The organism is Chitinophaga sancti (assembly GCF_034424315.1).
Classification (GTDB): Bacteria; Bacteroidota; Bacteroidia; order Chitinophagales; family Chitinophagaceae; genus Chitinophaga; species Chitinophaga sancti.
In genome coordinates this window covers 2,935,168-2,949,081 of record NZ_CP139972.1, presented here as the reverse complement: position 1 = coordinate 2,949,081, position 13,914 = coordinate 2,935,168, and the positions used below count along the sequence as shown (strand labels likewise).

Here is a 13,914-nt window from a genome sequence, read left to right as displayed (position 1 = left end):
ATTTTGAGCGTGATAAAATTTGATTAATTACACCTTGATTTTGGATCTACTACTGCAATCGCATTGGTGAGACTGCTCTTGCAGGCATCCAGGGCTTCCTTGTCTTTATTGGCTTCTTTCAGCTTTTTAGACAGGGTCACCAGGGATTTGTCATCTTTTTCAAAAAGGGCTTGCACAGTAGTGCGGTAACTATCCGCACAGATGGGGAAGGAGAGGATGGGTGTCAGTTCGCAGGTATCGTTACCATTGTCTGTACCACAGTCTTCGTCAGTTGAAGGACCGTTGTTCTTCTTCACAAGAGCAGTGGTAGAGGAGGATGGATTTGTACCGTCGCCAGGACAACCGCTGGCACAACCCAGTACATTATACCAGGTGGTAATAATAGTTTTCAGGCCATAATAGTGCTTTGCTTCACCCGGAACTTTAAACGGCTGATAATTGCTATCGCATGGTTTGAAATCGCAGGTGCAGTCTTTGCTGGTAATGGCATCGATGATCAGGTTGGCCAGTCGTACGGCATCTATCGCCTGGGCAATCAGGGCATCGCGGGTAGCGATGATGGCAGTCAGTTTGGTACCATAGTCATCGAGTGCTTTCAGGATGCCTTTGCCTTTTTCAAGCGCAGGATCATCATTCTTCTGAATGCAGATCTGCAGGTCATCGTATCTTTTCTTAATGTAATCCACCTGGCTATAGAAATCCCTGATCATGCAGAAGAGGGTTTCGATCGCTTTGCAGGCTTTGCTGGCATTGTACCAGATCTTGTCTGCCTGGGTAGCGATGATCTCCAGCTGGTGACAGATATTACGTGCCAGTGTTTCAGCTTTATCCAGTTCGTCGAGCCATGCTTTATAGCGGCTGCGTCTGTCTGTAATGAAGACGATTTTATTTTGCAGCTGTGTGGTTTTTTCAGTAACAGACGCAGCGCGTTGTGTTACGTCTTTGAGCTGATCCTGCCAGGTATCGTAGCAGCAATCAGTACATCCACCGTCAGTCGTAGTGTTGGTGTTGCAGCAATCGGCAATCTTAGCGTCCCAGCCAGCTGCCAATGCATCGTAATTATAGGTAGTAGACATTTCCGGGGTTTTAGATTTTAACAATTAGCTTCTTCTTCCTGGTTGACAGGCTTACAGCAGAAGGCATCTTTTACTTCATCACAGATGTTGCAGATGGCATCGCTGCACCCTTTCAGACGCGGTGAATAGTTGCTTTCACATACCTGTACACAGTCGCACGGAGGACAGCACAAATGCCTTGCAGCATCGTAATAACCTTCCAGTATACTGCGTTGATAATGACGATCGGTCACTGCCTTCGTTACTTCCTGTACCTGCTTCACGACATCATCCTGCAGTTTGTCCAGGTCCGTCTTACGTGTTTTCATCACCTGGTTGATGTGTGCTTCAAACAGTTTAGACTGGTCAGACAATGTTTTCTCCAGCGGTTCCAGTGTTTCCAGGTTGGAGAAGAGTTGGATACCCGCTACATCCGCAGTACTCTGGAAGATAGTGTCAATATCAGAGGCCAGTGCCTTTGGCATATTCACGAGATCATTCAGGATCTCTTCTGATTGTGCACAGGCTGCGATCACCTGTTTACCGCCTTCGCCACAGTTGCAGTTCTCACGGCTCTTACCGGTGAGTGCTTTGTATTGGGCGCAGTTGCAGCTATCATTGATCGCGCTGTCCAGTTTCCCGGCCGCATCTTTCAGGTCGGCGAATTTTGTTTTTACTTCCTTCGCTTTTTTCGCAATGTCTTTCAGTGCAGCACCCAGGGCCGTGTTCCACTTTTTGTAGGTGTCCATGTTAGACTTCAGCGATTCGTTGGTGATGAGCAGCTTGGTGGCTGTTGTCATCTCCAGGTTGCGATAACGGCGGTAGTTGTCTTCTGTTTTTACAAAGAGACATTTCTTGTCGTTCAGCAGTTCGCTGGCGCCGTCGTATCTTTTTTCCGCCTTACCCAGTGAAGCAGCGGTATCATAGAGATTATTGCATACAATACTGCGTTGGGTATTGATGCTCTTCTGGGTGGCGTTATCCTTGTCCTTACATTTATCGGTGTTGGTGGATTGTTGTTTTTGCGGTATGTCCATAACAAATCATTTGAAAGGTTAAATTTTACGCCTCCGTCAGCATTTTATGCATGAAACGGAGTATGATAAATTCGGCAGGTCTTACTACCGCCAATCCTATTTCCACTATCATACGACCTTCCCAGACGTCCTGTTCTGTCATGGTTTCGCCCAGACCTATCCTTACATAGAAGGCTTCGCGGGTGGTAGTGCCCATCAGTGCGCCTGCCTTCCATTGCTGGGTGAGGTAGTTTTCAATCATAGATCTCACCCTGATCCATGTATTGCGGTCGTTTGGTTCGAATACAAATTGCTGGGCGGCGTTTTTGGTAGACTCTTCTACCATGTTGAAAAAACGCCTCACAGGAATGTAGCGCCATTCGTTATCATTACCCGCCAGCGTACGTGCACCCCAGATGATGGCAGGGCCTCTGCCGGGAAACGAACGGATCACGTTGATAGACTTACCTGCAGTGGTATCTACGTTCAGGCTTTCCTGCTCTTCCTGAGTGATGAGCAATTCAGGTGCAACTGCGTATTCGATATTCACATTGGCAGGTGCTTTCCATACACCGCGGTTGTTATCGACAGTGGCATATACACCTACAACAGCAGCAGAAGCAGGCAGCAGCATCTGTATATCATTAATGGCGCCGCGTGCCATATTGTAATAAGCGTTGTTGTTGGATTTGAGCTCTGTGAGGGTGGCCCCGATATCGCCTGCACCTTTGCTAATGATTTTTACATCACCTTCATTGTAGGTAAAATCGGCTCTTGTATAAATGCGTGGGAAATAGACAGCTGCATATTTCAGATCGTCAGTCGTACCAGAAAGTGTGTTACGCAGGAAATCTACATCCAGGCGCCAGTTGCCCGCATTTGCAGGATCAGTATATACATCCAGTACTGTAAAACGATCTTTCAGTTTCACACACTGTGCAATAGCCAGGGAGTACAGTGCATAGTAGTTGCCCGCACTGGCCAGGTTAATCGCATCGGGGAAGAGCAGCAGGGTCACCTCATCGATCTTTTCTACTTCTGCAAGACCCCCCTGCAGATCAGCATCGAGAATGACATCACCGTCAGAATAGCCGCCTACAGAAGTGATATAGCAAGGTCCTCCGCCATTGATAAAGAACATTTGCAGGGAATAATACATCAGGTATTTGGAGCGGAGTTCTGCATTGATGGACCCCTGAATATCCACTTTACCCTGTGTGGTATCGACGGTGATTTCGATACCTGCATCAGGTTTGGCACCACCAAAATACAGTTCGTATTCCAGCATGGATGCAATGCGCCATGGTTTGTTGGTGAGATCGCCGGCTACTTTCCACTGCGCCTTTTCCGTATAGCCGATAAAGGCAGGAATAGCTGTTTCTACGGAAGCGATGGAAGGGGGCAATTTGGGAATCTCTTCTATGTAGACGCCCGGGGTTTTATATTCTGCCATATGTTCTTGTTTATAAAAATTTAAAGATTGAATGTGGTTAAGGTGCTACCGGAAAGAGTTTAGAAGGGGGCAGCATGATTTCGGTGAACAACTGCTTATTTTCATTGCGGAGTAGTGTATAATCTTCCGGATTGGGCAGGAAGAAAAATGAATTGTCTGCTTTCTGAAAATAAGTGGATTGTATAGTGGAATTCCTGGGGCTTTTACTGATGAGTAAACCGTTCTGATAATTCAATAATTCATTGGGGTAATTGTTCTGATCGAAAGGTAAACGGTTTGTATGTACATATCGCCAGTAGGTGAGCCTGCTGGGAATTCTCAGTTCGAATACAGGAGGGTCGTTAATGTTGCCTACGGGCGGTTTGCGGGTGATGAGGTATCCCTGGTCATCCAGCAGGTTAAAGGCTGCATTGGTCACGCGTGGTTTGAATTGCAGGGTGGCCCAGCCATTTGTATTGGTGAAGATAACAGGGCGGATCCAGGAGTAACCATTGTCGCCTGTTACTTCGAGTGAATACTTAATATAGTTGACCAGGGAGAGCGCACTGTAATTGAGTGCCACTTTTTGTAAGCCACCTGTATTTTGTGCAACAAAGGTATTGAGCACAGTACCTGCACCATCCTTCAGTGTAAAGGTGGCCTGGGATACATTAGTACCGGCAGGAAACGTAAAGTTAAACCGTAATGGCAACAAACAACGATCGCCCTCATTCACGTAATCATTGCCGTGGAGGGGCAACCACTTATCGGCGTTATTATCGGAATAATATGCCTTTACGCTGTTGGGAGCGATCGTCGCAAGTTCTCCCTGCTCATATGTGTAGCCGGCGGTAAAGTCAGCAATGCGGCTGCTGAGCGAAGGGAAATTGAGTGCACTGAGCACACTGTCATTACTAAAGTAATAGGTGGCTGGCACGGGTGTAACAATACGTGAATTAGTAATGGTATGAAAGACGGGATTCTTTACCCGGATGAATAGTGTAATGGGCAGATCTGCCGGCAGTGGTATTTTAGGCGTATATACCCGCGTGCCGTCAGGCAGGAAAGAAGCGTTCACCTCAATGCCTACCTTACAACCGGAATAGGAGGGAAGCAGGCGCAGATGATGATCTTTAAACAGTTGTAACAGTTCCGGTGTCAGGTCAAAACTGATGTCGTTATTGACAGATGCAGCATCCTTATCCAGCCTGTCATTAAGAAAGATCAGGCGGTCAGCCTGGTTGTCCAGATCAAATACTGTATCACCTTTGGGATTAGTGAGATAGTATTCATGTAGCACCTTGACCTCAAACAATATTTTATATATAGTTTGCATGCTGGGATCACCTGTTTATGGAAACGTTATTATTTTCAATTTCTTCGATTAGTGGAACTTCTCTCAGCCTGTTGTTCGATGTGAGTGCGATAAGGCGGAGTTTATACATCGCAAACGGCATTTGTCTGCCTCCCAGAGATCCCCACAGATGGTTGATCTGCTCGAAGGTCAGGGTATAAAGTTCCAGGGTAAACTTCATATCCAGTATATCTTCGCCGGGAGGCAAACTGCCGGTATCAGAAGCATAGTGAAATGAATTCTTTCCTTGTACAAACTGTATGATATAACTCAAACGCTTCAACGCATCAATGTACTTATTGCCACCATAGTTGCATACAAATAGCACATACAGGTTCAGAAACACCGGAGGATTCTGGTATACAGCGCTGCTGTAACCTTTTTTCAGGGGTGTATTATTCTTTAATGTACTTTCTTCCTCGAGGTTGACAAGCGTCAGTACGATATTGTCCGGGAGTTGTGTGCCGGCAGCCGTTTCAAACAGACCAATGTTGTCAATGACAACAGTTGCTGCAGCATCAGCGATGCTCAGATATGATTCCAGCTCTTCTTTTAATAGTAGTAGTGCACGATCAATCATTGCTAATTGATTAGTTTAACGACATGAAATTACCATATCACGATATCGTGATAAGTATAATTGTTACAGACTTATTTTTTGCTCATTCCGGGAATAAAAATACATTCCACTGCCGCTTGCGGCTGGTATTGAAAATAAGTCTTAAACAAACAGTTATAAACCTATTATTCCCTGCTGTGGCGGGAATTCTCTGGTCACAGACGCGCTTCAGTTCGATCAAAATCAACGGTGATTCATGACTGCGTAGTTGTGTTTGGGGGTAAATAAATTAAACAGTTGAAAATCCAGGTTCTTCCAAATAATGAATGTTGTGATCACTTACCTTTTAGGTTTTATCAATAATAATTATCTAATACTTTTGGGGGTAAAAGGTAAATGTGTAGTGAAATTAAAACTAAATCTTGAAATTCAAACAAATCCGGGGCTTTAATTTTTTCCGTGTTCGATTAGTTTCCATGCAAGTTACATTCCTGCTGTGAAAACAACCTCAGTATTTGCCCGGAACTTTGTGCGTAGAAGTACGGTAAATCTAATTTACACCTACAAATAATGACTGTTTACCTCATTCCTTTTTGGGGAAAGGGTAAAATTACCAAATTGCATAATATCCGTAACGGGGTTAAAACTTTTCCTTTCTTTAAAAAAAAGACGAGAATCAGTATTCATGTCAGGGGGCCGCAATACGTATTTTGGGTATCATATATCAGAGAGTACAGCATTTTTATTCGTACCTCTCTTTCTCTCTTCCCAGCCTGCTGAGGGAACGGGATACTTTTCCCGTTCTGATCTTAGGAACCTCATCGGCAATGCCGGGAGCTTGCTGCTGTTTTATATCAATTATTGCAGGCTGATTCCCGTCATATATTTTCAGCAGCAGCATGTATTATATTTGAGCTGCATCTTGCTGGCATTCATTATGATAGGTACGCTGCCCTTCCTGTTCACAGGGAGTATACTATGGCAGTATGCGCCTGTGCCGGAAAGCGAAAATGAATTTTCTGGTCAACTTTCAATGGACCTGGCATGATGACAGCAATAGCAATAGATAATGAACCACCTGCATTGCAGGTTATCGAAACATATTGTAATAAAACAGATCTTATCAGCCTGGAGCAAGTATTTACAAGCACGGCAGCAGCACTAAAATATCTGGACGAACATGTTATAGACGTATTGTTTATTGATATCAGGATGCCAAATATATCAGGATTGGACTTTTACAAATCATTGCCCCGCAAAATGATAGTTGTTTTTACAACTACTTACAGCGAATATGCGATCGAAGGATTCAATGCACGGGCAGCAGATTTTCTCTTAAAACCATTTCAGTATGACCGTTTCCTGCAGGCTGTAGACAAGGCAGCCATGCAGGTGGCTATTTTGCAGCAAACAGGGATACTTTAGTTTTTTATGGACAGTAACTTAGCGAAGGAATTATTTTGCCTTCTGCCGGTTGTAGTTATCGCAGCGTCGATATTATTATTCAGATCAGGGAAAAAAAGGGCGCCTTTTATTGTTTCGGGCACTCAGCTACCTACACCCAAAGTGATTCAAAAGAGTACGATCTCTAAAGGGATTGTGCTGGAATATAAGCATCGCTGCCGTGTGGGGCCAGCACCGGAACAAGCGCTTTCCGGCACCTGGTACAAAGTGGACGAAATGTATAAGCATGACTTTGAACAATGGGAATCTCCGTTTATAAGAGTACCCTTCAGTAAGAACTAAAAATTATATACAACTCCACCGAAATTCTATACCTCTTCCTGATTTACCTTTATCAGGTGAAGAAACTATTATCTGTACTTACCCTGATAATGCTGGCTACAGCAGCTATTGCACAGCAAACGGTGCGATATGACCTTTATATTGACCATGGTCATATGCACCATGAAATGACCATCAACGGCGGTAGCCCCGGACCCGTACTCGAATTTACAGAAGGCGATACCGCACTCATCTACGTGCATAACCAGATGGGAATGGAAACGAGCATTCACTGGCATGGCATCCTGTTGCCTAACAGGTATGATGGCGTTTCTTACCTGACTACAGCCCCTATCAAAGCCGGCGAGACACATGAATATAAATTCCCCCTTGTACAGAATGGAACTTACTGGTATCATTCCCATACCATGTTCCAGGAACAGAGTGGGCTATACGGTGCTATCGTGATCCATAAAAAAAATGAAAAGCCCCGGCATGAATACACGCTTGTACTAAGTGATTATACCCACATGAATCCAAATACAGTGAACAGGTACCTGCATAATGCTTCGGACTGGTTTGCTGTAAAGAAGAATAGCGTGCAGAGTTATGGAGAGGCAATTAAAGCAGGTAAATTCGGTACTAAGGTAACGAATGAATGGAAGCGCATGCAGGCGATGGATGTGAGTGATGTGTATTACGATCATTTTCTCTCTAATGGTAAAATACAGGACACCCTGCCGCAATATAAAGCCGGCGATAAAGTGAGATTGCGTATAGTAAATGGGAGCTCTTCTACCTACTTCTGGCTTAATTATTCAGGAGGAAAGATGACAGTAGTAGCGAATGATGGGAAGGATGTGGAACCTGTAGAAGTAGACCGGTTAATTATAGGCGTAGCTGAAACATACGATGTGGTCGTCACGGTTCCGGAAGATATGCAGTACGAGTTGCTGGCTACTTCAGAAGATAGAACAGGTCATACCGCTGTCTTATTAGGTAGTGGCATGGCAATGCCTGCAAATCGCTTACCCCGGTTGAGATACTTTGATGGCATGAAGATGATGAATGGGATGATGAAAATGAACGGGGATATGGATGATATGGGGATGGATATGTCTGCACAGCAAATGGATATGAATACAGTGATGTACCCGGAACTGGACAGGAAAAAGAAGCCCGCTGGAAAAATGGAGCACATGGATCATATGCATATGAGTAATAATGATGATCTTGTTACCCTCAATTACAGTATGCTCCGTGCTACAGAAAAAACAAGTCTGCCCACCGGTCCTGTCAAAGAACTTCATTTTGATCTCACAGGAAATATGAACCGCTACGTATGGACGATCAATAATAAAACCGTTTCCGAATCAGATAAGATCCTCATCAAAAAAGGAGAGAACGTTCGCATCATTTTATACAACAACACGATGATGCGGCATCCTATGCACCTGCATGGTCACTTCTTTCGTGTGCTCAATGGACAGGGGGATTATTCCCCCCTTAAACACACGCTTGATATTCTGCCAATGGAAAGAGATACCATTGAGTTTGCCGCTACCGAAAGTGGAGACTGGTTCTTTCATTGTCATATTCTCTACCACATGATGAGTGGCATGGGCAGAGTATTCAGTTACGAAAATTCTCCTGCCAATCCGGAACTGCCCAACCCTGAGCAATCTTACAGGAAGATAAAAGCAGACGACCGTCAGATTCATACAATGGCGGAAATTGGTTTAGAAAGCAACGGGAGTGATGGTAACTTACAATTCTCCAACACCCGTTACCGGTTCACGACAGAATGGAGAGTAGGCCTGAATGCAGAAAATGGCTACGAAACAGAAAGCCATCTGGGCCGCTATATAGGCCGGATGCAGTGGCTGTTCCCTTACATTGGATGGGATTTCCGTTATCGCCGTGAAAAACAGCCGGAAAAGAATTTATTCGGTCAGGTCAATACCCGCAATAAAAGAGGTGTACTGCACGCCGGTGTGGAATATACATTGCCCATGCTGCTCACCGCAGATGCCTCCATCGATACTGATGGTAAACTCAGGTTGCAACTCAGCCGCGAAGATATTCCCATCACCCGCCGTCTGCGCCTCCAGTTCATGGCAAATACCGATAGGGAATATATGGCTGGCTTCCGCTACATCTGGACGAATTATTTGTCTTTGTCTACACACTATGATAGTGATATGGGATTTGGGGCAGGTATAACCCTCAGATATTAACAGATACTTAGCCAATATTAACCGGCATTTTCCGGCATGATGCGATTTGATAGCCCGCGGTTACCAGGCCATCAAATCGCCCCGCGCAGACATCGCTTGTGCCGAAGGCAGAAGCAATGTCTGCGCATTTTATTTCACCCCTTAATATGATAAAAACTGTCTTTTTTACAATTATTAATTCCTATATTGCCTTTCCACCCACGTACGGAAAATCAATATTATGATTAGAAAAGACTTGCTGCTTTTATTCACAGCATTAACCATCGGCTTCACAGCCTCCGCACAGTCACCACTGCGCAGACACATCAACTTCGATTCAAACTGGAAATTCTCCCTGGGCCATGCCGGCAACGCAGAAAGAGATTTCAACTACGGCCTCGAAACCGCTTTCTCAAAATCGGGTTCCGCAAATAACACCTGCATCGAACCCAGGTTCAATGACAACACCTGGCAGGACATCCAACTCCCACACGACTGGGCTGTCGGACTGCCATTCCAATATTCAAAAAAAGGCGACCTCGAAGGTAAAGGCTACAAACCAGTAGGCGGCGGATTCCCCGAAAACAGCATCGGCTGGTACCGCAAATCATTTGACGTAGCCCGCGCCGATTCCGGCAACCGCTTCGTGATCCAACTGGATGGCGTATACCGCGATAGCAAGGTATGGGTAAACGGTTACTACGTAGGTAGTAACTTCAGTGGTTACACGGCTGCCTCCTACGACATTACCGACGTACTCCAATTCGATAAACCAAACGTACTTGTAGTGCGTGCCGACGCCACCCAAAACGAAGGTTGGTTCTACGAAGGTGCAGGCATCTACCGCCACGTATGGCTCAATGTATTCAATAACCTGCATATCGCATCCGATGGTGGTGTATTCGTTCACACCAGCGACAAAGGAAACGACGCCACAGTGACCATCGAAACCACTGTAAAGAATGATAACATTGCAGCCGCCAATGCCACCGTTTACACGGTTATCACCAACAGGGAAGGCAAAACACTGGCACAGAGTAAGCCACAACCCTTATCACTGGCTACCTACGAAAGTAAAACGCTTACACAGGCACTCACACTGACCCAGCCACAACGCTGGTCACTGGAAAATCCTTACCTCTATCGTGCCGTTGCCATCGTACAATCCAACGGTAAAACCATCGATAGCGTAAAGGTGCGTTTCGGTGTACGTACCATTGTAATGGACAAGGACAAGGGATTGTTCCTCAATGGTAAAAATATCAAAGTACAGGGCGTATGCTGCCACCAGGATCATGCAGGGGTAGGTGTTGCATTGCCTGACTACGTACAATATTACAGGATCGCCCTCCTGAAAGAAATGGGTACCAACGCATACCGCACCAGCCACAATCCGCCTACACCAGAATTGCTGGATGCCTGCGATAGCTTAGGTATGATCGTTATGGACGAAGCGAGATTACTCAATAGTGGTTCCGAATACGAAACACAATTACGTAGCCTGATCTTGAGAGACAGGAATCACCCAAGCATCTTCATCTGGTCCATCGGCAACGAAGAATTCCAGACACAGTATACAAACATCGGTAAGCGCATTGCTGAACACCAGCTGATTATACAAAAGGAATTAGATCCTTCCCGTACCAGCACTTATGCTGCGAACATGCCAAATGTATATTATGGTGTGAACCAGGTCATTCCTGTACGCGGCTTCAATTACAACCTGGGTGGAATAGATGGCTATCACAAAGATCATCCTGAACAACCCGTAATAGGAACAGAGGTAGCCAGCACCGTTACCACCCGTGGTGTGTACGTAAAGGACACGATAAATGGGTATGTGCCTGACTATGACAGTACCTATCCAGCCTGGGCATCTACTGCCGAGATCTGGTGGAAACTGGCTGCAGTACGCCCCTGGTTCATGGGTGGTTTTGCCTGGACCGGTTTCGACTATCGGGGAGAACCTACTCCGTATAGCTGGCCAAATATCAACTCTCACTTCGGCATCATGGACGTATGTGGCTTCCCTAAAAATGTTTATTACTATTATCAATCCTGGTGGACAGATAAAGATGTACTGAACATTGCACCACACTGGAACTGGTCTGGTAAAGAAGGTCAGCCCATACTGGTATGGATCAATACCAACGCAGAAAATGTAGAACTCTTCCTCAATGGCAAAAGCCTTGGAAAAAAAGATATGCCGGTAAATGGGCACCTCCGCTGGAGCGTGAACTATGAACCTGGCACCCTCGAAGCGGTAGCTTATAAGAAAGGAAAGAAAATCACCAGCAAGGTAGAAACCACTGATGTTCCTAAAAGGATTGTATTAACCCCCTCAAAAACAACTTTGCAGCCAGATGGCGAAGATGCTGTCGTAGTCAACGTGAGTGTAGTGGATAGTAAGGGCAGAACCGTGCCCGTAGCCGGCGATATGATCCACTTCTCACTGGATGGCCATGCAGACATCATTGGTGTCGGTAATGGTGATCCCAGCTGCCATGAACCTGACAAATGCTTACCAGGTGCCTGGCAACGCAGCCTTTTCAACGGGCATGCACAGTTGATCATTAAAGCAGGAAACAAGCCCGGAGCAGTGGTTTTAAAAGCAACAGGAAATGGGCTGGAGTCCGCTACCCTTACATTTTAAAGTGTAATTTTTAAACCCTCAAAACCCAAACAATGGAAAGAAAACCCCGCTTGCTAGTAGCAATCACCCTTTTTATGCTACTCGTAGCTGCTTGTAAAAAAACAGAAGATCTGCCTGATCTTAAATCCAATAACGTTGCCAGTACCAGCAGTGATGCTGCTGTTACTGGCAATGTGACTTATACCCTGGTAAAGTCCGCTAATCCCACATCTGCAGAGCAGGCAGCATATACCCTTATCACTGCCGCAATGGATAGCGCTGTTTGGTATATGAATCATTATACCACTTTCACCAAGGCCATAACAGTCACCTATGTGCCTTCTGTTGCTACTGCCGACGGTAATATTAATGGAAGTATCCGTTTCGGATCCAATACCTACTATATGAACCAGGCCACTGCACTCCACGAAATAGCGCATACTGTCGGAGTCGGTACCAGTAGCGTATGGTGGAATACGCTGATCGTAAGCGGAGTGTATACAGGTACATATGCAATACAAAAGTTGCGTACACTTACAGGCAATTCAACAGCAGTATTATATGGAGATAGTCAGCACTTTTGGCCATTTGGATTGAACTATCCTACAGAGGTAACATCAGTATATGATTATATCTATCATTGCCAGATCCTGGAAGCGATGAAACTGGATGGCTTGTAATATAAAACTTTCATGAAAGAGGGCATTCACCTATGGGAATGAAAACGTTTTTTAGAAAAAAAAGCCATGACGCAGAGGCGAAACGGCTATTACTTAAACCTACAACTGTTAAAACTGCAATTTTCATTGCGCAGCAAAGGTAAAAGCTAATAGCACATTCTTTAAAACCAATAAACCGGAATACATGACCAATTTTTCCTGCCTCGCCGGCTACAGGAGAAATTGGTCTTTTTTACGCCTTATTGGAATAGATGCGATTTCACAGCCATCTCACTTTTGTGCAGAATTAGTGACAAATTTATAGGCAGAAGGATTCTCATTCGCAAACTTCTTAAAGAACCTGCTAAAATGAGAACTGGTATCAAAATTCAACTGATCCGAAATCTCTTTCACACTCAGCGAAGAAGTCGAGAGCATTAACCGCGCTTCTAAAAACACCCTTGCATGAATAATCTGCAAAGCATTCTTCCCCGTTTCCTGTTTCACCACCTCACTTAAATGTTTGGCAGATACATGTAGCAGGTCTGCATACTCCTGTACCGTTCTTTTAGAAAGAAAATGTTCCTCCACAAGATTCCTGAAGTTCATAAAGAGGGTATACTGCCTGCTGAGCTGATAATGCGTGCGACTATCAGCACATTTCTCGAAAGTCCTGTTCACCTCAAAGAGTAATTCAACCAGTTGTATCCGGATCAGTTGCAGAAAGAAAGGATTTTCTTCCTTGTACTCCATATCTATTTTCTCATAGAGTGTTTTGATCTTTTGAAAATTGTGGTCAGAAAGGCTGTAAATAGGAGGACATTCGGGGTGCAGGTCCATCAGGGGATCAAGTACGCTTTGCTTGATAAAGATATCGGCTATAAATTCTTTTTTAAACATGACCATGTATAGCAACAGGTCTTCAGATGCATTTTCGAAAGAATTGATAAAGCGTGGCGAGACAATATGCAAAGACTGTGGTGTCACCTGGAAGGTGAAAGGCCCGACCGTCTTGGTGCAGGTGCCTCTGATACAAAGGATCAGCGCGTAATGATCTGTTTTAATGGGAGCTCCGTTTTTAACACTGCCTTCGTTGCTTAGAATAGCGAAGTTATCGGGATGCAGGAGCTCATCATATTTATCCATGCCAAAACTTTGCGCGACCTTTTTGTCAAGAGACAGGTAATGTTTTATGGTGGATGGTATGTCCAGTATTGGCGTCTGCGTATTCATAATTAAAGGGGGTAAAATTACGGGATTTCTTTT

12 protein-coding genes are annotated in these 13,914 nt (G+C 44.9%); 5 read left to right on the top strand and 7 right to left on the bottom strand.

Going from position 1 to position 13,914, the window contains the following annotated elements; all coding sequences use genetic code 11:
• Positions 1 to 23: 23 nt before the first annotated feature.
• The 6 genes from U0033_RS11315 to U0033_RS11290 form a co-directional block, all read right to left on the bottom strand.
• Positions 24 to 1,076, bottom strand: coding sequence for a hypothetical protein (locus U0033_RS11315; protein WP_072356565.1), 1,053 nt, complete (start codon positions 1,074 to 1,076; stop codon positions 24 to 26).
• A 17-nt stretch (positions 1,077 to 1,093) separates the two neighbouring features.
• Positions 1,094 to 2,092, bottom strand: coding sequence for a hypothetical protein (locus U0033_RS11310; RefSeq protein WP_072356567.1), 999 nt, complete (start codon positions 2,090 to 2,092; stop codon positions 1,094 to 1,096).
• Between the two features lie 25 nt (positions 2,093 to 2,117).
• Positions 2,118 to 3,524 carry a phage tail sheath family protein gene (locus tag U0033_RS11305; RefSeq protein WP_072356570.1) on the bottom strand — a complete coding sequence of 469 codons (1,407 nt, stop codon included), beginning with the start codon at positions 3,522 to 3,524 and terminating at the stop codon, positions 2,118 to 2,120.
• Between the two features lie 37 nt (positions 3,525 to 3,561).
• On the bottom strand, positions 3,562 to 4,839 hold the full coding sequence (locus U0033_RS11300; RefSeq protein ID WP_072356572.1) for a hypothetical protein: 1,278 nt from the start codon (positions 4,837 to 4,839) through the stop codon (positions 3,562 to 3,564).
• Between the two features lie 7 nt (positions 4,840 to 4,846).
• On the bottom strand, positions 4,847 to 5,437 hold the full coding sequence (locus U0033_RS11295) for a DUF4255 domain-containing protein (RefSeq protein WP_072356575.1): 591 nt from the start codon (positions 5,435 to 5,437) through the stop codon (positions 4,847 to 4,849).
• A gap of 721 nt (positions 5,438 to 6,158) precedes the next feature.
• Entirely contained in the window at positions 6,159 to 6,317 is a 159-nt protein-coding gene (locus tag U0033_RS11290; RefSeq protein ID WP_177318512.1) for a hypothetical protein, read from the bottom strand.
• Positions 6,318 to 6,460: 143 nt separating this feature from the next.
• Here U0033_RS11290 and U0033_RS11285 point away from each other — a divergent pair, with 143 nt between their 5' ends.
• The 5 genes from U0033_RS11285 (at position 6,461) to U0033_RS11265 (ending at position 12,669) form a co-directional block, all read left to right on the top strand.
• Positions 6,461 to 6,841, top strand: a complete 381-nt coding sequence (locus U0033_RS11285) for a LytR/AlgR family response regulator transcription factor (RefSeq protein ID WP_072356580.1) — start codon at positions 6,461 to 6,463, stop codon at positions 6,839 to 6,841.
• Positions 6,842 to 6,847: 6 nt separating this feature from the next.
• The gene (locus tag U0033_RS11280) at positions 6,848 to 7,162 is read left to right on the top strand and encodes a hypothetical protein (RefSeq protein WP_072356583.1); all 315 of its coding nucleotides are present in this window, start codon (positions 6,848 to 6,850) and stop codon (positions 7,160 to 7,162) included.
• Positions 7,163 to 7,218: 56 nt separating this feature from the next.
• A complete protein-coding gene (locus U0033_RS11275; RefSeq protein WP_245801697.1) occupies positions 7,219 to 9,378 on the top strand; it encodes a multicopper oxidase domain-containing protein in 2,160 nt (719 codons plus the stop codon).
• Between the two features lie 220 nt (positions 9,379 to 9,598).
• The gene (gene galA / locus U0033_RS11270; RefSeq protein WP_072356589.1) at positions 9,599 to 12,010 is read left to right on the top strand and encodes a beta-galactosidase GalA; all 2,412 of its coding nucleotides are present in this window, start codon (positions 9,599 to 9,601) and stop codon (positions 12,008 to 12,010) included.
• A gap of 32 nt (positions 12,011 to 12,042) precedes the next feature.
• The gene (locus U0033_RS11265) at positions 12,043 to 12,669 is read left to right on the top strand and encodes a hypothetical protein (protein ID WP_072356591.1); all 627 of its coding nucleotides are present in this window, start codon (positions 12,043 to 12,045) and stop codon (positions 12,667 to 12,669) included.
• Positions 12,670 to 12,939: 270 nt separating this feature from the next.
• Here the strand turns inward: U0033_RS11265 and U0033_RS11260 are convergent, their stop codons facing one another.
• Positions 12,940 to 13,881, bottom strand: coding sequence for a helix-turn-helix domain-containing protein (locus U0033_RS11260; RefSeq protein ID WP_072356594.1), 942 nt, complete (start codon positions 13,879 to 13,881; stop codon positions 12,940 to 12,942).
• Between the last annotated feature and the right edge of the window lie 33 nt (positions 13,882 to 13,914).